Source organism: Helcococcus ovis, assembly GCF_004524775.2.
GTDB classification, from domain to species: Bacteria; Bacillota; Clostridia; order Tissierellales; family Peptoniphilaceae; genus Helcococcus; species Helcococcus ovis.
The window spans coordinates 317,021-338,323 of the sequence record NZ_CP119081.1 but is presented as its reverse complement, the minus strand read 5'-3'; the positions used below and the strand labels follow the sequence as shown (position 1 = coordinate 338,323).

Genomic DNA, 21,303 nt, shown 5'->3' with positions numbered 1-21,303 from the left:
TAATATTTAACAATTATATTTTCCAGATTTCTTGAGCATATTGTTTGATTGTTCTGTCAGATGAGAATAATCCGCTGTTAGCTATATTTATCAATCCTTTTCTAGCATATCCTCTTCTATCTCTGTAAGCTTCATCTACTATCTTATGTGCTTCAACATATGATGCAAAATCTTCTAATAAATAATAAACATCAGCTCTATTTCCGTCTTTAGGATCTATTAAACTATTGTAAATATCTAAGAAATGATTTGTCCCCTCGTCAGATATTCTTTCTTCTTTTATTAAAGCATCAACAACTTTCTTTACTCTCTCATCTGAATTATAGATATTTATAGGGTTATATGTGTAAGCTAATTCATTAATTTCTTCTTCCGTTCTACCAAATAGGAAGTTGTTTTCTAATCCAGCTTCTCTGAAAATCTCAACATTAGCTCCATCCATTGTTCCCAATGTAGGTGTACCATTCATCATAAATTTCATATTTCCCGTACCACTTGCTTCTTTACCGGCTGTTGAAATTTGTTCTGAAACATCAGCTGCCGGGAATAATTTTTCAGCATAGGACACTCTATAGTTTTGAATAAATACAACTTTTATCTTGCCATTGATTTCTGGATCATTGTTGATTAATTTACTAATTTCATTAATGAACTTGATAATACCTTTAGCCCTAAAATATCCTGGAGCTGCTTTAGCACCAAATATAAATGTAACTGGGTGCATATCTAATGAAGGATTTGCTTTCAATTCATAATATAAATGCAAAATGTGCAAAGCATTTAATAATTGTCTTTTATACTCATGTAATCTCTTAATTTGAATATCAAAAATTGAATTAGGATCAATTTCAATACCTTCATATTTTTTAATATATTTTGCTAATTGAACTTTCTTTTCAAATTTAATTTCATTTAATTTATCTAAAACTTTCACATCATCAGCAAATTTTTCTAATCCTTTTAATTTAGTCATATCATGTTTCCAATCTTCTGACTTCAATAATTTATCAATATATGCTGTTAATTGTGGATTTGAATATTGCAACCATCTTCTTGGAGTTACACCATTTGTCTTATTATTGAATTTTTCAGGATATAGTTTAAACCATTGATTTAATGTTTCTTTTTTCAAAATAATTGTATGTAATTCTGCTACACCATTTATACTTGTAGAAACATATGTTGCTAAAAATGCCATTTCAACCATTTCATTTTTCACAATTCTATATGGTTCCATTTCTTCTAAACTATAACCTTTTTCTTGCAATGATTCTAATAATCTCTTATCAATTTCTTTAATAATATCAACCACTCTTGGAGAAACTTCATGAATTAAATCTAAATTCCATTTTTCTAAAGCTTCTTGTAATACAGTATGATTTGTAAAAGCAAATACTTTTGTCGCTAATCCAAATGCATCATCCCATGATAGGTTTTCTTCATCCAATAAAATTCTGATTAATTCAGGTATTGCAATAACCGGATGAGTATCATTTAATTGAAATATATGATATTTATGGAACTGACTAAAGTTTTTATCTTCAGGGTGCAATCTCTTATATTTTTGTACAATTTCTTGTAATGAAGCCGATACAAAGAAATATTGTTGTAACAATCTCAATAATTTACCTTGTCTAATATTATCATTTGGATACAATACCCTTGTTATATCTTCAGCTCTATTTTTTTCACTAACTGATTCATCATATCTAAAATCGTTAAAATCCTGAAAATCAAATCCATCATTTTTGATAGCTTCTGATTGCCACAATCTTAATGTATTAACTACTCCATTTTTATATCCAACAACCGGAACATCATATGGAACCGCTTTCACTTTAAAATTTCTAAAGTTTACAATTTGTGATTCACTTTCTTTTCTTAACGACCAAAAATCACCTCTAGCTACCCAAGAATCTCCCTCTTCTAATTGGAATCCATTTTCAAATCTTTGTTTGAAAATACCTTGAGAGTATCTTACTCCATATCCATGTAAATTTAGCCCTTCTGTTGCTCCTGACTCCATGAAACAAGCTGCAAGTCTACCTAAACCTCCATTACCTAAAGCTGCATCATCCTCTTCATCTTCAATTTCATCAAAATCAATATCTAAATCTTTCAATATTTCTTTTACTTCATCAATAATACCTAGATTTAATAAATTATTACCTAATGAACGACCAATTAAAAACTCAGCCGAAAAATAAAATGCATTTCTTTCAGTTCTATTTTTTTTATTTGTCTCCAACCAATCTTTACTAATCATATCCATAATTGTTTCTGATAGAGCATGGTATTTTTCAAATTTAGTTGAATCTTCAAAACTCTTTACATATTTATGTTCTAAATTTGATTTAAAATTTTCAATAAATTGTTTCCTATTCAATTTCTTCATTTTACCCCCAAATATTTTTTTATAAATATTTAATACGTACATTATAACATAATATATTTAAAAATGTAATATCCTGTACTAAGAACGCTAAAAATGTGATAAAATATATGAAATAATTAATATTTGAAAACTTTCATTAAACTTGGAGGAAATATGAGAACATCTTGGGAAGAATATTTTATGCATATAGCTGAAAGTATATCTGAAAGAGGAACTTGTGATAGAGCATACGTTGGATGTGTTTTAGTAAATAAGGATAACAGAATTGTTTCAACGGGATATAACGGATCAATTTCGGGTAATCCTCAATGCGATGAGGTCGGGCATGTTATGAGAGAAGGTCATTGTATCGCAACAATACACGCCGAAATGAATGCATTATTATATTGTGCAAAAGAGGGGATTTCAGTAAAAAACACAACTTGTTACGTGACGCATTTTCCATGCTTAAATTGTACAAAATCACTAATTCAAGCTGGTATAATTAAAATATACTACAGACATGGATATAGAATGGATGAATATGCAATAGAACTATTAGAAAAAAATAATATAGAATATATTCAAATTTAATAAAGGGGCTATTGTAAAATAACTAAAAAAGTTATTTTGCAATGCCCCATTAATAATAAACAAATTAAATTTTAAATAAATTATTATTTAGTTTTATCCCATTTTCCGGAATTATCCACATGATATTTTCCTATCCATTCTGATTTTGCCATCTTGCCGTTATTTTTTAAATAATAGTTCCCTTGCCATTTATTTTTTGCATATGAACCGTCTTTATTTAAGTAATACCATGAATTATAGCTATTATCAAATATCCATTCTGATTTTGCCATCTTACCGTCATTCTTTAAATAATAGATTCCTTGCCATTTATTTTTTGCATATGAACCGTCTTTATTTAAGTAATACCATGAATTATAGCTATTATCAAATATCCATTCTGATTTTGCCATCTTACCGTCATTCTTTAAATAATAGATTCCTTGCCATTTATTTTTTGCATATGAACCGTCTTTATTTAAGTAATACCATGAATTATAGCTATTATCAAATATCCATTCTGATTTTGCCATCTTGCCGTCATTCTTTAAATAATAACTTCCTTGCCATTTATTTTTTGCAATTTTTCCTTCACTATCTAAATAATAGTAATCATCTCCCTTTTGTATCCATTTATTTTTTTCTTCAGTATATCCTAATTCTTTAAGTCTTTTATTGTGACTTTCATTTAATACAGAATGTAATTTCTTTACAACATCATAATTTGCAGGTTTGATAGTATCATCTCCGTCAACAATACCTGATCTCTCAATCGCAAATGCAAATACCCCACCTTTTGTTCCATCTTCTTTGTTTTTCGGTTGCCAATCAGCACTTCTATAAGCATATGTTTCTTCTAGTTTAGCATTTTTATTTCTATTCCAATCATATTTTTTTCCAGAGGATAAATTAAACCATTTATTCCAATCTCCTTCTTCATAAAATGAAAATCCTGGAACGAATTTACTTGCAGGTATAAATTCCTTAAATGTCTTAAATATATCGTCTAAATTCTCTTGTCTGTATGATTGATATAAAACATAATCATAATTTTTAGCTGTTCTCTTAAACAATTCTTGACTTCCAAGCTTATCGGTGTCAAATATAAATAATTTATCTTTATTTTTACTATTTGGTCCAATTAGCTTACCTATCTCATTTATTACTCCTACCGCCATTTTTAATTGTTCTTCAGGAAGAGAATGTTTTTCATAGTCAACATCTAATCCATCCAAATTATCTCTTTCAACATATTCTTTTACTAATAATTTCGCTAAATCTTTATGTCCTTGAGGGGTATTTTCAAATTTTCTTAATTCACATTTTTCCCCTGCTTTTTTTTCTCCATCACATGGAACATATGAAGTATTTAAAACCAATCCTATATCTATAGTCCTAACAACTTTTGTCCCATTTTTGTGTAAATTATTTACATATTCTGGTAATTTTTTCCAAAATGGACTACCTCTATGTCCATAGTCATTATCAATCCAGTTTACAAATAGAAAAGCAACATCTACCTCTTTAGGCAATCCATCAAAATTTTGAATCCCCTTTCTGTCTCCTTTTTCTTGACCTCTAACTTCTTTTCCATTCATTTTATCATGCCATGCTCTATAGTATCCGAATAATAATGGTTTTTTTATTTTTTCCAAATTCTTTATTGAAGAATCAGCCTTTACAATACTATTAAATGATAAAATATTCATAATAAATGTAACCGCTAATAAAAAACTTGAGAACTTTCTTAATATATTTTTCAATTTTCACTCCTTAAAATTAAATTAATTATCTTTTACGTATACGCCTTATTTTATTGATTGTTTAACATATTCATCAATTTACATATAAATCATTCCAAATAATATTAAAATAGAAAACATTATCAATGAATATAAATTAAAAATATCAATATAGGTTAAAATTATTATTTACTAAATAAATCTACATAATATCAACTCCTATTACAATAAAATTTTTACATTACCAATAATAACTTTTTTAATAATCATATGCAAACTTTTTCTTGATTTAGATTGAATTTTCATTTAAACCTATTTTTTGTTTTCTGTTATGAATTCCTTTTCATGATTTTATAATTGATTATATTAAGAAACACAAAAAAATAGACCATCAATTACCCCTTTCAAAAAATAAATCTTTTTGAGGGAATCTTAATTTTGATAGTCTAAATTATTTATTTTAATTTTTCTTCTAAAATTGGTCTTGGATTTTTACCTTCTTCAAATACTAAAGCTTTTTCCTCCCCAACTATATATACAAGAGGAACTGATATCTTACCTGATGTAGTTTTTGATTTTAACTCTTCATTTTTAGAAATTGATTTTGTACTATTTCTTACAATCTTTAACGAATCCTTAAATAAACTTTTAATTAAGTCTGGTTTTTTACCGGATAATTTTTTTGTATAAGCTTCTTCAATAACTTTATCTTGTTCTTCTTTTTTTTCTAATTTAGAAATTTTATCCAAAAACGTTTGACTCATAACTTCTTTTAAATATTTAAATCCATTTTCCGGATCATTTTCTGCTATAGATAAAATATTTGATGAAATTGTATCAGAATATGAAATAAAAGTTTCATCCGATCCTTTTGGACGCCCCAAAAATGACATTGGCACATACTTAATTAAAGTGTTTTTCCCCATAATATCTGTAATATATGAATTAACTTCTGTTTCTAATACAACACAATACGGACAAAGTGGGTCAAAATACCATTCAACAATTTTTGAATATTTTTTTGAATCTTCCTTAGGAATCACAATTCCTTTGTTATTAACATAAAACGCTCCATTATCAATATATTTTAATTCTTTAGAATTATTTTCTACAACATTTGTATTTGTATTATTTTTTTGTATTGAACATGCTGCTAAAGATAAACATATTAGCAATGCAGCAACTACAATTTTAATTTTTTTCATATTACCCCTATCTTTTTTTCATACTTCCAAAAATTTCTCTAATTCAAATTTTTTTCGTTCTTTAAATTTTTAATTAATTTCTCCTGATTCAATAAAACTAGATATACCTACCTTTATATCAGATACAAATACAGGTATATCTTTTTTACGAATTGTTCAGCAATAACTTTTAAGTTACCGTTTTACCCGAACCTGTAGCTACAGTAAAAAATCCATGTCTATTTAATTTTGATAAATTTATAGATAAATCTTTAACTAAAACAACTGAATTTGTCATCTTATTTTCTCCTATATTTTTATTTATATTCATTTTACCACAAAATCATTACACATTTGTTATTTTATACATTTGTTTTTTATGATATAATTTTTTTAATAAACAAAAAAAAGAAATTAGGTGAGGTATGAAAAGAATAAAAAAAGTTAAATTATCTTTATTAGCTTCAGTTATTATATTAGCAAGCCTAACAGCTTGTTCACATAAGGCAAATTCTTCAGATGAAAGTAAAGATATTAAAAATATTATTACAAAAAATGAAACAAATAAAGAAACAAATAAAGAAACAAATAAAGAAACAAATAAAGAAACAAATAAAGAAACAGAATCTAAAAAACACAATGAAACAAAAAATAAAAATAACGAAGGCTCTTCTCCTATTGCGAATAAAATAAAAGGAAAAAATCATAATCAAAAATTTAAAAATGTTGCGTATGATGTCAAAGAAATAAGAGAATTATCAAATAATGGAACCTATAAAGGAAAGAAGATTGCTTTTTTAACTTTTGATGATGGCCCAAACAATGTAATCACACCACATGTGCTTGATGTATTAAAAGAAAAAAATGTACCAGCAACATTTTTTATGGTCGGGCATGCTATTAGTGAAAATAGTAAAGAAGTATTAAAAAGAGCATACAATGAAGGCCATGCTATTGGTACACACTCATTAACTCATGATTACGAAACTTTATATCCCGGAAGAGTACCGGATCCGGACGTCGTAGTCAAGGAGGAAAAACAGGCTATAAAACTATTGAAGAAATATTTAGGAAATAATTTTGAATCAAGAGTTTTTAGATATCCGGGTGGACATATGTCTTGGAATAAAGAAGGATTAAAGAAGTCAGATAAAGCTTTAGCTGATTTAAACATTCACTGGATTGATTGGAATACTATGAACGGTGATGCTCAACCTATAAATGATCCAGATTTAGCAAGACCTACCACAGTAGACGAAGTAATAAAAAATTTTGATAAATCAAAAACTTTTACTGCAAACTCTGATATTGCAGTAATATTAATGCATGATGCCGCAGATAAGGATTTAACATTAAAAGCTCTTCCTTCATTAATCGAACATTTAAAAGATCAAGGCTATGAATTTGGAATTTTAGAGTAAAATATGAAATTAAATAGAAACTTACAAAATAAACTAAAAATAATTTTTGTATTTTTAGTGGTAATAGTCGTAATTTTATTTGTAAATGATAGAAGAAAAAAGTCAAAATTGTTAATTTCAGATGAGGAAGCTAAAAGAAAAATCGAAAAAATTTTCAATGATAAAAATATTGAAAAAGTTAAAAATCAAGCACTTATACTTACGAAAAATGACAATTATATGATTATGGTTGTTGGGGATCAATATATTTTAACAGACTTTTCCCAATATCCACCAAAAATTCATCAATACAAATCAAATAAACCGGATATTTACGTAAAAATTATAGAAATAAAAGAGGATGGATATATTATAGAACACGATGATCATACACACTTTGTCCATATGAAAGTAGATCCGAATAAAAGAGTTGGAGATTATATTTATATAAAAGATCCTCATACTTATCTTCAAGATTATTTTGATAATCATGAACATTAAATACTTTAACAATAAACAAGCCCCAGATATTAAAATCCGGGGCTTGTTTATATATTTATTTAAATTTTTATTAAAATCTATTATCTATTTTGTAACATCACATTATAATCTTAAAATAATAAATTTCATCAGAAAATAAACGTCTAATCATTCTTTTTTCTTACAACTGATAATCCAATTATTGAAATTGCTGTCACTGCTACATACAATAAAATACCAGAATCAGATGTTTTTGGATTACCACCATTTTTATTAATGTTGTTTTCTAATTTAATAACCTTTTTATCCAATTTATCATTTTTTTTCTTATTAGAAACTTCAACTTCATATTTAGGATTTATCTTTTTTGTGTTTTTTTCTTTATTTAACGCTGCTTTTTTAGCTAAATTAACTATTTCATATGGTAATAATTTTTCACCATTTTTCAAACCATTATTTAATCTATCAACATACTTATTAATTTCTTCTTTTGACAAATTTTTTAAAGATTGGATTTCTTTTATTTCATCTTCAACATCAGAATATTCCATAACTCTCTTTAGTTGTTTTGATAATTCATATTTTGTTGTATAAATATTATCATCTCTAAATGCAACACCGTCTCTGTCAATAGCATAGCCTATTATACCAGCTTTTTTACCATTTTTACCATTATCTGGTTGCCATTTAGCGTATCTTTCCGCTGCTGAACCTTCTACTCTATCAGAAATATCATTCCAGCCATTTCTATCTCTTTCTTCATAAAATGAGAATCCTAAAATAAACTTTTCAGGCTTAATATACGGCTTGAATCCTTCCCATCTTCTATTCAAACGACTATCAGAATATCTTCCATATGCCTGTAATAGCACATAATCACTAAAATCATAAGTCCCTTTTAAGATTTCTTCTTCACCAGACATATTTGTGTCAATCATAAAGATTTTACCCTGCTCTTTTAGTATCCTTGATATTTCTTTCATGATTTCTATACCCTGATTTTCTTTACCACTATAATATCTACTATCATGGTATTCAATATCAATATCTATACCATCTAATCCATATCTATTAACTATGGTATCTACTATATATTTAGCTTTAGCTTTATTCCCCTCGCTTGTATTTGGGAAAGAATTTCCTTTTTCATCTTTCATATCACTATATATAGTCTTAATACCAATCGTACGGATTACTCTTTGTCCTCTAGCATTCATTTTTGGAACATATTCTAAAGCAAGTTTTTTCCAAAATTCACTATATGGTTTTGTCCAATCATGAAATACAAATGCTAAATCTACTTCTTTTGGAATATCTCCAAAGTAATTTGGTCTATCTTCTAATGGTTCAGAATTTTGATCATGCCATGTTCTAAACCAACCACCATAAATAGGTGCTTTTAATTTTGAAAATACTGGTTTTTTAGGAAGTGGTAAATTTTCTAATTCTTTCATGTATTCATTTGCTTTTTTCGCTGCTTCCAATAAAGAATTATTTGTTTGAGAACCAATTTTATCTGTAAAATCCTTAGCACTATCTCCAAGTTTATCCAGCTTATTAATTTCATCTCTTACTTTTTCATCAGTTAAATCATATTTCACCGGTTTAGTATTAGTTAAAACTCCATTAACTTTTAATTCTGTTAAACCTAAGGATTTATTTTCATATGCTTCCATTAAAATTCTAATAGCTTTTGTTTTTACCGGTTTAAATTTTAAATAAGTTGTTGATTTTTCATTAGGTTTTGAATACTTATCAATTTCAACATCTTTCCAATTATTATTTTCATCTAAAATAGAACTTTCTGCAAATCCATATTTTTTTGGTAAATTAGTATTATTCAATTCTCCTGTAAAATACTGAACTTTATAAGATTTTGGTAATCTTACTCCATTATCAAAATAAAAATCAATTTCTAATCCTGAAACATCTGCCTCTCTTATATCTACTGATGAACCAAATACAAATCCTACCCAATTTTCTTTTAACCTATCTGATGGCTTCCAATCTGTCCATCTATTTGCAGGTTGATTCTGATAGGATACTACTCCATCATTAATCTTATTTATTGGATCTCCACTTGACCATCTTGCAAATGGTATTAAATTTTTTCTATCAATGATATCTTTTTTTACAGATAATGTTTCTCTGCCCTCAGCCCTAACAACATTTTGGATTTGATTAATCCCCAAAGCTAAAATTGTTGCTAGAGACAAGCAAACTAAATTTTTTGTAATTTTTTTCATATTTACCTCCTTAAATATATTTCAAATATAAAATGAATTTTTAATTGTTTATTTCAATTTTACTTATAACTTTGATGTAAGTAACCATCAATTTTCTTTAAAACATCATAATTCGCTAATTTATAGGTATTATCTCCATCTTTAATCCCAGATCTTTCTACAGCGAATGCAAATACTCCGCCTTTCAAACCATCAGCTTTATTTCTAGGTTGCCACATTGCACACTTATATGCGAAAGTTTTTTCTAAAGGTGCATCATAATTTCTATAATACGCTCCATAATATCCATCAGATAAATTAAACCATTTATTTCCCCCCTCTTCATAGAATGAAAACCCTGGCACAAATTTCGATGCTGGTATTTTTGATTTGAATGTATCGAATACATAATCTAAATCTTCTTGTCTATATGATTGATATAATACATAATCATATTTATCAGCAGTATCTTGAAATATTTTAGTATCACCTTTTTTATCCGTATCAAATATAAATAATTTACCTTCCGCTTTCAATAATTTAGATACTTCATTTATTACACCAATTGCCATACTTAATTCCTCTGATGGTAACCACTGTTTTTCCATATCAATATCTAATCCATCTAAATTGTCTCTTTTTACATATTCTTCAACAATTAAATTAGCAAGTTGTTTATATCCTTCTTTATCATTACTAAAGTGCCTCTTATTTTCAACTTTTTCATTATAATCATCCTTAGGTACTAAAGCTTTGTTTGTAACTAAAGAAATATCGATAGTTCTAACCACTTTAGTTCCATTATTATGTAATTTTTTTACATAATTTGGTAACTCCTTATAAAAAGGATTTGTTCTATACTGAAGATTGGAATCAATATGGTCTATAAATAAAAATACTACATCCAATTCCTCAGGTAAATCACTCATTCTTTGGATACCTTTAGGATCTCCATTTTCTGGTCCACGCCCTTCTAAAGTCTTACCATTCTTTATATCATGCCATACTCTATAATATCCAAATAGTAACGGCTCACTTTTATTCTCATCTGTTGCTGCTTTAGAAATATTAAAAGGTATAATTCCTAATATAAATGTTAATACTAGCAACAAACTCACTATTCTTCTTGTAAACTTTTTCATTCCTGCCTCCTAATATATTTTTCTTTTTTAGAATAACTTGTTTATTTTAATTTATCAACAAAAACATAATCTTTTTTAATTTTAATAAAATAAAGCATATGAAAATGTTAGCATTTTACACGATTGTATTTTTTATAAAAAAAATGATTGAAAGCGGTTTATTTGTTAAAATTTAAGCAATAAAAAAGCAATTATTAAAATTAATTAATAATCACTTCGTTTTGCAAAAAAAATAAAAATAAAAGTTTGCTAACAACACTGCTCCACGCCCCATGAAATGGAGCTGCAAAGCTAGCGTAGCAAACTTTTATTTTTATTGATTTTCAATTATTTGTTCTAAAGTTCTCCATGCTAAAACAGCACATTTAACTCTTGCCGGCAATTTATTTATTCCTTGTAAAGCTACAGCATCTCCTAATTTTTTAAAATCTGAATCACTTATTTCTACAGAAGATTTTATCATATTTAAAAATGTATTTACAATATCTCTAGCTTCGTCTATAGTTTTCCCCTTGATTGCATCAATCATCATAGAAGTAGAAGCCTGAGAAATAGCACAACCTATACCTTCATAAGAAGCATCCTCTATTATTCTATCTTTTATTTTTAAATTTAATGTTATCTCATCACCACAAGATGGATTTACCCCAAGTTTGGAATCCGTTTTATCTTCAAGAGCTTTTTTATGCTCACTCTCAACACTATGTTCTCTTATCAACTCTGTATATATTTGATTAATTTCCATAAAATATTTCCTTAACTCTATATAATCCTTGAATAAATTTATCAATATCCTCAGTACTATTATAACACGCAAAAGATATTCTACAGGATGAATTTATACCTAAATATCTATGAAGTGGTTGTGCACAGTGATGCCCCACCCTTATAGCAATATTATAAAAATCTAAAATTTGAGACACATCATGAGGATGAATATTTTTAACATTAAAGGCTATTAAATTTCCATTTTTAGTTTTTTCAGGTAAATACAACTCAATAAAATCTAATTTTTTAAGCTCTTCAAGTGCATAATTGAAAATTTCATTTTCAATTGCATTTATAGTTTCCATTCCTACTAAATCAATAAAATCAATAGCTTTATTCAATGAATAAATAGCTGCAACATCAAGTGTACCAGCTTCAAATTTAGTCGGTAAATCTGCATATAATACATCTTGTTCATAAACATACTCAATCATATCTCCACCTAATAAAAATGGTTCCATTGATTTTAACAAATCATATTTACCATATACAACTCCAACTCCTTGAGCAGAATACATTTTATGACCTGAAAAAACTAAAAAATCGCAATTTAATGCTTGTACATCAATTTTTGAATGCGAAACTATTTGTGCAGCATCGATCACAACTATTGCACCTTTTTCATGTGCAATGTCAATGATTTCTTTGATTGGAACCTTAAAAGGAATTACATTTGATGCAGCAGTTACTGAAACAATTTTTGTATTTTCATTTATTTTCATCTTAAAATCTTCAATATCAAGTTCATAATTATCTGTTAGATAAAAATAAACTAGCTTTGCACCTGTTTTTTTCGCAACTTTTTGCCATGTTATTAAATTTGCATGATGTTCTGCAATTGAAATTAAGATTTCATCTCCCGGTTTTAAATTATTTAACCCATAAGATTTAGAAATTAGGTTTAATCCTTCTGTAGCACTTTTAGTAAATATTACTTCTTCTGATTTTGAAGCATTGATGTATTTTTGTACTATTTCTCTAGTGTACTCCAAAATTTGAGATGATTTAATGGCAGATTTGTATCCCCCACGATTTGCATTTGCATTATAAATTTCATAATATTCTTTTAATGAATCTATTACAATTTTGGGCTTTTGCGTAGTGGCGGCACTATCTAAATATACAAGCGGTTTGTTATATTCATTTGTAAAAAATGGAAATAAATTTTTTACTTTTGAAGTTTTCATTAGTTTATCCCTTTTCTTAATTCTTCCAATAATTCTTCAGAAATTTTTTCATTGCCAATTAAATCAAAAATAGGTTTCAATTTTGATTCAATTATTATCCTCTTTGCTGCTTCGGAATCAAATCCTCTGGATGTGATATAAAATAACATATCCTTGTCAATTCTGCCTGCTGAAGCAGCATGATTACCTACTATATCATCTTCTCTTGCAAGTAATAATGGTATAGCCCAATTTTTTACTGTTGGATCCAGTAATGTTACAAATTCTTCTTCATTACCTTGTGCTAATGTACAACCTTTTTTGAAATCCAAAGTTCCAGCAAATCTTTTCTTTGCAAAGTCCTTCAATACCCCATTTATAACCATATCCGATGTAGTTTTTCTACCCAAATGTGTAATTTCATAGCCTAAATCCAAATATCTATCTTCATTTACAAAATATGCTGTTTTTATATCAGCATGCGCCTTCTCACTTCCTAATATTGCTCTATAATTTGCATATGATTCTTTTGCCCCTAATTCAATATGAACCAAATGAACATTTGCCCCCTCATCAATATCTGAAACAATTGATAAAAAACTCTTTGAAAAATTTGATAATCTTTGAATTATAACTATCTTTAAGTTTGAATTTTTTTCAGCTTTTATCTTAAATACGGAATTTTTAAATGTTTCGACATCTTCACTCGATTTATAATCAAAAATTAATGTTGAGTCAGTATTTTCTTTAGCAAAAATTCCATGTTGATCAGACAAAAAATTATTATTTTCGTCAAAATAAAAATTTTCTTCTAAACAAGTATTTTCATCTAAAACATAAAATTTTTCATAATTTTTTAACTTTTGATTTAATTCTAAAACTTCTCTTGAAACACCATATTTTTTATTTACAAATATTTTGTTAAATTCATCAGAAATTTTTTCATTTGCAGAATCAGAATATTGTTTATATTCAACTTCATTTAAATCTATAATTCTACTATTTGCTTCTGTAAATCTCCAGGTAATTTCCGGAATTATATTAACTTCTGTTCTCATTAATTCCTCCTAACCTATTGATCCTATTAATTCTAAATTAATTAAATTATTCATTTCTACAGCATATTCCATTGGCAATTCTTTTGCTATAGGCTCAGCAAATCCCCTTACAAGCATTGCTTTTGCATCTTCCTCACTTAAACCCCTACTCATTAAATAAAAAATCTTAGAATCATCTATTCTACCAATTTTTGCTTCATGCCCTAAATCAACATCATCATTTTCAATAATCATTACAGGAATTGTATCTGATACAGATTTATTATCAATCATCAAAGATTCACAATTCACATTGGATTTTGAGCCTTTGGCATTTTCATTAAAATGAACAAGTCCTCTATATATAGCTTGTCCTCCACTTTTTGAAATAGATCTTGAATTAACTGTAGAATATGTATTTGGTGCAGCATGAACTACTTTAGCTCCAGTATCAAGAATTTGACCTGAATTTGCAAATGAAATTCCAGTATAGTCTGATTTTGCATTTTTCCCAATTAAAATTGATGCAGGATAAAGCATTGAAACTCTTGACCCAAAAGATCCTGAAACCCATTCTAAATGAGCATTTTCCCAAACTATTCCTCTTTTAGTATTTAAGTTGTACATATTTCTGGACCAATTTTCTATAGTTGAATATCTTAACTTAGCACCTTCTCTTACAAATAGTTCAACCGCTCCTGCATGTACGTTTATTACATTGTATTTTGGTGCGGAACATCCTTCTATATAATGAACATATGATCCTTCATCCACATAAATAAATGTATGTTCAAATTGTCCTGCTCCGGGAGCATTTAATCTAAAATATGATTGAATAGGGATATCTACATATTGTCCTTTAGGCACATAAACAAATGATCCTCCGGACCACACAGCATAGTGTAGTGCTGCATATTTGTGTAAATCAGGTTCAACTGCCTTCCCAAACCATTTTTTCAAAAGTGGTGCATATTTTTGTACAGCTTCTTCCATATTTATATAAATAACACCCAAATCAGTCAAATAATTTTTAACATTATGATAAACCATTTCCGAATCATATTGTGCGCTTACCCCGGCAAGGGAATTTATCTCAGCTTGGGGTATCCCTAAATCATAAAATGTTTGTTTAATATCATCCGGTAAATTATCCCACACATTTGTTTCACCAGATTTTGGCTTAACATATAATGTTATTTCATTTATATCAACTTCTGATAAATCAGGACCCCATATAGGATTTTCTTGCTCAAAAAAAAGTCTCATTCCTTCTAACCTTTTTTCAAGCATCCAATCCGGCTCATTTTTTTCAGCTGAAATCAACTTTACAATATCTTCATTCAAACCTTTTTCTGAAATTTTAGAGTATTCAAATTCATTTTTTTTATCAAATTTTCCTCTATCGATATCGTCAATTTTTGATTTTTTAGTCATTATTTACCTCATCTCTAAATTGTTGATATCCATTTAATTCAATTTCATTTATTAATGAAGCATCTCCAGTTTTTACAATTTTACCGTTAATCATTACATGAACTTTATCAGGTTTGATATTTTCCAAAATTGAACTATGATGTGTAATTATAAGTGCAGATTTTTCCTCAGTTAAAAATGAATTTACTTCCTTTGATACTATTTTAGTAGCATCAATATCAAGCCCAGAATCAGTTTCATCAAGCATTATAAACTTAGGTTTTAATATTTTCATTTGTAAAATTTCATTTTTCTTCTTTTCCCCACCGGAAAAACCTACATTTAAATATCTTTCAGCATAACTTTTATCAAACCCCAATTCTTGTAATTGTTTTTTTAGTTCTCTTCTAAACATTAACAGTTTAGATTTTTCTCCTGTTAGATTAATCTGTGCAGTTCTAATAAAATTTTCAACGCTTATACCTTCTACTTCTTCTGGATTTTGAAAGCTTAAAAACATACCTAATTTTGCTCTTTTATCAGTAGATAGATCCGAAATATCTTCTCCACAAAATATTATTTGTCCATCAGTCATTTTATAATCAGGATGATCCATAATCACTTTCGTCAATGTAGACTTCCCGGATCCATTTGGTCCCATGATAACATGTACTTCCCCATCATTGATTTCTAAATTTATACCATTTAATATTTCTTTATCCTTTACTTTAGCATGTAAATTTCTAATCTGTAACATCATTTCTCCCTTCAAATAAATGTATACTATTTTAGTATGATTTAAGATAAAATATATAACAGATTAGTTTTCTAATCCGTTATATTCATTAACATATAAATACATATTTGTAATATTTTTTAATGCTTTATCTGATTTTTTTATTTCAGTTTTTATTTCTTCAATCTTTTTATTAATTTCATTTTTACTTAATATGTTATTTTCAACATTAAATGGAAACATATCATTTAATGCTTCTATTTTTTTATCTATTTCTTCTAATTTTTCATTTAATTTTTCAGAAGTAATTCTTTTTTGTTTTACATTTTCTATTTCACTAAATTTTAGTAAAGAATCAAAAATAACTTCTATCTGTCCAGTATCTAATGAATACATTATTGTATTCCAAACGACTTCAATATTATCACCTTCATTCAAAAAAGGATCAAACTTATCAATTAAAATTTTAGTATTTTCCATAAATTTATCATTCAATATTCTTTCAACATATCTTAAATTTGTTTTATAATTTAAGCTTTTATTTTTCATATTTAAAATTTTATTTTCTAAATTTAGATATTCATTTTTCGCTAAAAATCCCATAAATTTTAAATGATTAAATTCCGAATTAATCCCATAAATAAATTTATTTTCTAACTCCTTATCTAAAATCATCGCTTGATAAATCAATTCCATTTTTTCTATATCATATTTAGAAAAATACTCTATATATTTTTGTTCTAAAAATATTTTATAAATATATTTATAAAATATAAATTTTGAATATGCTTCAATATAAATTTGTCTATTTGACATCTTCTCCTCTTTCAATTTAAACCATATTTTTTTATTATAGCAAGGTATAGTCTAATTTTGTAACTCTTTAATAATTAACTCCACCATTTTATCAACACCATTATACATTAAATGAGTTTGATCTGATGCTAGATAATCCGGATTTTTAGATGCTACAGAATACCAATCTACAAGTTTTATATCCGGATGTTTTTTTACATAATTTGCATATGTTTCATTAACTTGTTTTTCCCAACTATAGGGCATTTTTACATTAATAAATACTTTTCTACTCTTTGGATACAATTTTACTATATTATCTAAATCAGATTCTGAGAAAAAACCATTTGTTCCAAGTATTACAACTAATGCTGTATTTTCTGAATCATATTTTTTATATTGTTCAAAAACCGGTAATGAATTATATAATTGTCTACTAATTTTAGCGTCAATTATTGAATCCGGGTATAAATCACTAATTCTCGAACCTACATTTACTCCTAATGAATCTCCTACTAAAACAATTTTATAATTAATTTTTATATTCTTATTATTTTTTTGAATTTCTGATTTTTCCTTTTTATCTATATTTTCTTTATTTTTATTATCTTCCTTATTTTTTGTTCTATTTTTTTCTACGTTATTATTCATCTTAATTTCATCAGCAAGTTTTATATTTTTACTTTCATCAATAAATATCGTAGAAATATATGGAACTGATACTCCCGAAACTCCTATAACAAACATTCCTAAAAAAACATAAAATACTATGCTTTTAGATAACATAATCCATCCCTTTTTTTCAAATGAATTTATAAATCCATATCTTGAAATCGGCTTTTCTATTTTCAAATTAATTACATAAGCGATTAATAACGTAACTATAATCCTAAATGCTGTAAACCAAGGATTTGGATTACCTAATTCATTATGCATTTGAGTCAATATTATGATTGGAAAATGCCATAAATATATACCATATGACATTTTACCTATACCAATAACAGGTGGAATATATGAAAATATTTTACTTATAATATTTGTAATCGAGCCGAATGAAATTACCATTACAAAAGAATTTAATGCAAAAATCAAAAATCCAATTCTATAAACCCATGGATATACTTCTGAAACATTAAAAATTAAATATACATATAAAGCAGTTGAAACTATAGATACTATATTTGAAACTCCAAATCTATTTAAGCCATTTTTAGAATTTAATTTTTCAATAGGATAAAAGAAATATCCAACAACTCCAATTATAATTTCATAAATCCTAGTATCCGTGCCATAATATACTCTACTCATATTATTAAATGTATATAAATAATTTTGTAAAAAATAACTCAAAACCCCTATGACAGAAATTAAAATTATAAATAAATTGATATTTTTTGTCATTCTAAAATTATAAAATCCCTTAAATAAAAATAGGATAAGTAAAAACGATTGAAACATAACTCCTATATACCATAGATGCTTAAATGGATTTGCAACAAAATTATCGAAATATCCTACTTTATTTATAATTAACCACCAATTACTAGTAAAAGTCATGCCGGCTATCGGATCAAAATGAGATACATTTAAAACAGGCTTATTAAATATAGTTATCAAAATGGTAATTATAAATACCATAATAAATAGTCCAGGCCAAAGCTGTCTAACTCTTGAAGCAATAGTTGAGAAAAATGGAACTCCATTTTTTTCTTTATTTTTATTAACTAATGAATTAGCAAGTAAATATCCGGATATAACAAAAAACAGATCAACTCCTATAAATCCACCAGGAAACATTTTACTATTAATATGATACAAAACTACTGATATTATCGCTATAGCTTTTAAGAAATCTATTCCTGAAATATATCTTCTTTTCATCTTTTTAACTCCTACCTATAATAAAAAATTATATCATAAAATAATCAATTAAACATATTTGCATTAATCATTTTTATTATTTATAATATACCTATAGAGAAACGGAGGATAATATGACCGATTTTAAACACGGCTCAGTTAAGATTTCAAATGACATTATTGATCAACTTATTGCAGAAACAGCATTACAGGTTGAAAATGTAGAATATGTAACTGGCTACAAAAACAAAAAGTTAGAAAAAAATAAAAAAGAAGGAATAGTTGCAGTTATAAGTGATAACAACATTGAAATTGCATTAACTATTCATGTAAAAGAAAATAAAAACATATATGAAACATCAGAAAATGTTCAAAAAGCACTAAAAGAACAAATTAACACAATGCTAGGCTTAAATGTCAAAGGTGTTAATGTAATTTGTAAATAACAAACATTAAAAGATTTAACATTTTTATTAAAAATTGTATTTAATAAAAATAGTTAAATCTTTTTTTATTTGGCTATTAATATTTACGGTAATTACAAAAATTTTTATGTTTTTAAAGATATATTTAATATTTCAACAAAAAAATTTCTAACTTTTCAAGCAAAAAATTATAAAATTTATTATATTCCAAAATTAAAACCACTACATAAAAAGTCTAAATAATATCATAGCTAATCCAATTAATGAATATAATGATGTCAAAATTACATATCTAATTCCACCATTATTTTTATAATAAATGTACTGGTTTACTCCCATCAAAATAAAAACACTTCCCAATAAGAGATATGATGTAAAATGATTTATTTTTTTATATGATTCATAGATAATAACCCCTATAGCTATAAAGATCAATAAATCCGTAAATATTATTAATTTTAATTGTCCTTTAGTAGCAATTTTTTGTTTATATTCTTTCATAATATTTCTCTTAATCTTCCCGTTATCTTATATTCTACATTTTTTAATTCGTTGATGTTTTTGACACCTAAAAGAAACATAACAACTTTTGTCTTGTATATTAAATCTTCTAAATATTTTTTAGCTTGATTATATCCGCCATGAAGTAAATATTTTAATAATTCCCCACTTATTCCAACATAATCAGCACCAATCACCAATGATTTCACTACATCTAATCCTGTTTTTATACCACCACTAGCTATGATTTTTACTGTATCACTTGAACTTCTAGCATTTATAATTGATTTCGCAGTAGGGATACCCCAGTCATACAAATCAGAAAAATCCTCATGATAATTTCTAAGATTTTCCATTTCTATGAAATTAGTACCTCCATAGCCTGATATGTCAATGTATTTAACTCCTGCATCAACTAAACTTTGAACAGTTTGTTTTGACATTCCCAGACACTTTTCTTTAATAATAATTTTTGAAGAATACTCTTTAGTAAGATTTCTAATATTATCTAAAATATTTTTAAAATCCGGTTTACCTTCAGAACTTATTATTTCTTGAGCAGAATTTAAATATAATGATATGCCATCACTATTAATTACTTCCATTGCTTTTTTTACAGTTTCTAAATCAGACTTTACACTTAAATTAGATAAAACAACTCCATGATAACTTTGTCCATGTTCAACTTCATCAATGTATAGCTTTGACTGTTCATTATAAATATTGCCATCTTGTGCACCAACAGAAAATGGTAAATTAAATTCTTTAGCTATTGAAAATAAAGTTTGATTTACATCAAATCCTCTTTCGGATCCACCTACCATAGCATTAATTATTAAAGGAAATGCTATTTTTTTCCCAAATATTTCAGACTCTGTATTAATTTCGTTAAAATCAATTTCCGGTAAAGAATTATGTTCTAAATAAATATCATTAAATAATGGATTACCAACAAATGAACTAATTAACGAATTATCAAGATACAAATCTTTTGAATTATCCATTTTATTTAATCTCCTTCTTAAATTCATCAACCATATTTGAAAGTTTTAATAAATCGAACTCACCTTGAAATTCAGTTACATTTCCACTATTAAAAAATTGAACTGTTGGAATTATACTATCTGAAAATGTACTAGAAACTTTTTTTTGATTATCATACGACATTTCGTCAAATTTCATAAAATATATATGATCTAACTTATGTTCATTCAAAAGCTTAAATAATTCCTGCACAAATTTTTTGCAATATTCACACTTCAAACTAGAATATACAATTACAAATTTATTTGTTTGAGTTTTTAATTTATTAAATGTTTCATAGTTTATAAAGTCAACTTTTACACCATTGATATCTTGAACATAAAACTTCTTAAAATATTCGGCAGCTGACCTATCTCCGTTTTTACTTACAATTGAATTTCTAGAACACCCAAAAAGAACAAAAACTAACAAGCATATAATAAATATTTTTTTCAT

Annotated in this window: 20 protein-coding genes; 4 read left to right on the top strand and 16 right to left on the bottom strand. The window is 26.7% G+C overall.

Annotation, left to right across the window (positions count from 1 at the left end; genetic code table 11):
- Positions 1-13 precede the first annotated feature (13 nt).
- Entirely contained in the window at positions 14-2,395 is a 2,382-nt protein-coding gene (locus EQF90_RS01575; RefSeq protein WP_209021392.1) for a glycogen/starch/alpha-glucan phosphorylase, read from the bottom strand.
- Positions 2,396-2,548: 153 nt separating this feature from the next.
- Here EQF90_RS01575 and EQF90_RS01570 point away from each other — a divergent pair, with 153 nt between their 5' ends.
- Positions 2,549-2,968: a deoxycytidylate deaminase gene (locus tag EQF90_RS01570; RefSeq protein ID WP_134710277.1), complete on the top strand. Its 420-nt coding sequence runs from the start codon at positions 2,549-2,551 to the stop codon at positions 2,966-2,968.
- 83 nt (positions 2,969-3,051) lie between these two features.
- Here the strand turns inward: EQF90_RS01570 and EQF90_RS01565 are convergent, their stop codons facing one another.
- The 3 genes from EQF90_RS01565 to EQF90_RS01555 all read right to left on the bottom strand — a co-directional run bounded on the left by EQF90_RS01565 (position 3,052) and on the right by EQF90_RS01555 (position 6,171).
- On the bottom strand, positions 3,052-4,710 hold the full coding sequence (locus tag EQF90_RS01565) for an EndoS/ChiA family endoglycosidase (RefSeq protein ID WP_209021391.1): 1,659 nt from the start codon (positions 4,708-4,710) through the stop codon (positions 3,052-3,054).
- Between the two features lie 434 nt (positions 4,711-5,144).
- Positions 5,145-5,894, bottom strand: coding sequence for a DsbA family protein (locus tag EQF90_RS01560; protein ID WP_134710275.1), 750 nt, complete (start codon positions 5,892-5,894; stop codon positions 5,145-5,147).
- Between the two features lie 169 nt (positions 5,895-6,063).
- Positions 6,064-6,171, bottom strand: coding sequence for a DUF853 family protein (locus EQF90_RS01555; RefSeq protein ID WP_167554159.1), 108 nt, complete (start codon positions 6,169-6,171; stop codon positions 6,064-6,066).
- Positions 6,172-6,298: 127 nt separating this feature from the next.
- Between EQF90_RS01555 and EQF90_RS01550 the strand changes: the two genes are divergently transcribed.
- Both EQF90_RS01550 and EQF90_RS01545 read left to right on the top strand, forming a co-directional pair.
- Entirely contained in the window at positions 6,299-7,294 is a 996-nt protein-coding gene (locus EQF90_RS01550) for a polysaccharide deacetylase family protein (RefSeq protein ID WP_134710271.1), read from the top strand.
- A gap of 3 nt (positions 7,295-7,297) precedes the next feature.
- Positions 7,298-7,774: a hypothetical protein gene (locus EQF90_RS01545; protein ID WP_134710269.1), complete on the top strand. Its 477-nt coding sequence runs from the start codon at positions 7,298-7,300 to the stop codon at positions 7,772-7,774.
- 143 nt (positions 7,775-7,917) lie between these two features.
- Here EQF90_RS01545 and EQF90_RS01540 read toward each other — a convergent pair whose 3' ends face one another.
- The 9 genes from EQF90_RS01540 to EQF90_RS01500 all read right to left on the bottom strand — a co-directional run bounded on the left by EQF90_RS01540 (position 7,918) and on the right by EQF90_RS01500 (position 18,919).
- Positions 7,918-9,999, bottom strand: a complete 2,082-nt coding sequence (locus EQF90_RS01540) for an EndoS/ChiA family endoglycosidase (RefSeq protein ID WP_134710267.1) — start codon at positions 9,997-9,999, stop codon at positions 7,918-7,920.
- A gap of 59 nt (positions 10,000-10,058) precedes the next feature.
- Positions 10,059-11,120 (bottom strand): EndoS/ChiA family endoglycosidase, encoded by a 1,062-nt coding sequence (locus EQF90_RS01535; RefSeq protein WP_134710265.1) that lies wholly within the window; start codon positions 11,118-11,120, stop codon positions 10,059-10,061.
- Positions 11,121-11,433: 313 nt separating this feature from the next.
- On the bottom strand, positions 11,434-11,865 hold the full coding sequence (gene sufU / locus EQF90_RS01530) for a Fe-S cluster assembly sulfur transfer protein SufU (RefSeq protein ID WP_134710263.1): 432 nt from the start codon (positions 11,863-11,865) through the stop codon (positions 11,434-11,436).
- Positions 11,855-13,075, bottom strand: coding sequence for an aminotransferase class V-fold PLP-dependent enzyme (locus tag EQF90_RS01525; RefSeq protein ID WP_134710261.1), 1,221 nt, complete (start codon positions 13,073-13,075; stop codon positions 11,855-11,857). The genes sufU and EQF90_RS01525 overlap by 11 nt, the downstream gene beginning before the upstream one ends.
- The gene (locus EQF90_RS01520) at positions 13,075-14,112 is read right to left on the bottom strand and encodes a SufB/SufD family protein (protein WP_134710259.1); all 1,038 of its coding nucleotides are present in this window, start codon (positions 14,110-14,112) and stop codon (positions 13,075-13,077) included. The genes EQF90_RS01525 and EQF90_RS01520 overlap by 1 nt, the downstream gene beginning before the upstream one ends.
- A 9-nt stretch (positions 14,113-14,121) precedes the next feature.
- Positions 14,122-15,525, bottom strand: a complete 1,404-nt coding sequence (gene sufB, locus EQF90_RS01515) for a Fe-S cluster assembly protein SufB (RefSeq protein WP_209021390.1) — start codon at positions 15,523-15,525, stop codon at positions 14,122-14,124.
- A complete protein-coding gene (gene sufC / locus EQF90_RS01510; RefSeq protein WP_134710256.1) occupies positions 15,518-16,261 on the bottom strand; it encodes a Fe-S cluster assembly ATPase SufC in 744 nt (247 codons plus the stop codon). Before sufC ends, sufB begins: the two co-directional genes overlap by 8 nt.
- A gap of 63 nt (positions 16,262-16,324) precedes the next feature.
- Entirely contained in the window at positions 16,325-17,056 is a 732-nt protein-coding gene (locus tag EQF90_RS01505; RefSeq protein ID WP_134710255.1) for a hypothetical protein, read from the bottom strand.
- Positions 17,057-17,107: 51 nt separating this feature from the next.
- A complete protein-coding gene (locus EQF90_RS01500; RefSeq protein WP_134710253.1) occupies positions 17,108-18,919 on the bottom strand; it encodes an acyltransferase family protein in 1,812 nt (603 codons plus the stop codon).
- 113 nt (positions 18,920-19,032) lie between these two features.
- Between EQF90_RS01500 and EQF90_RS01495 the strand changes: the two genes are divergently transcribed.
- Complete coding sequence (locus EQF90_RS01495) at positions 19,033-19,344, top strand: Asp23/Gls24 family envelope stress response protein (RefSeq protein WP_134710251.1); 312 nt, start codon at positions 19,033-19,035, stop codon at positions 19,342-19,344.
- Between the two features lie 201 nt (positions 19,345-19,545).
- On the opposite strand, the gene EQF90_RS01490 is transcribed toward EQF90_RS01495, so the two are convergent.
- From EQF90_RS01490 to EQF90_RS01480, 3 genes are read right to left on the bottom strand one after another with little or no spacing between them, the layout of a single operon-like run.
- Positions 19,546-19,824, bottom strand: a complete 279-nt coding sequence (locus EQF90_RS01490) for a hypothetical protein (RefSeq protein WP_134710249.1) — start codon at positions 19,822-19,824, stop codon at positions 19,546-19,548.
- Positions 19,821-20,828, bottom strand: coding sequence for a type 2 isopentenyl-diphosphate Delta-isomerase (fni, locus tag EQF90_RS01485; RefSeq protein WP_134710245.1), 1,008 nt, complete (start codon positions 20,826-20,828; stop codon positions 19,821-19,823). The genes EQF90_RS01490 and fni overlap by 4 nt, the downstream gene beginning before the upstream one ends.
- A 1-nt stretch (position 20,829) precedes the next feature.
- Positions 20,830-21,303, bottom strand: a complete 474-nt coding sequence (locus EQF90_RS01480; RefSeq protein WP_134710243.1) for a thioredoxin domain-containing protein — start codon at positions 21,301-21,303, stop codon at positions 20,830-20,832.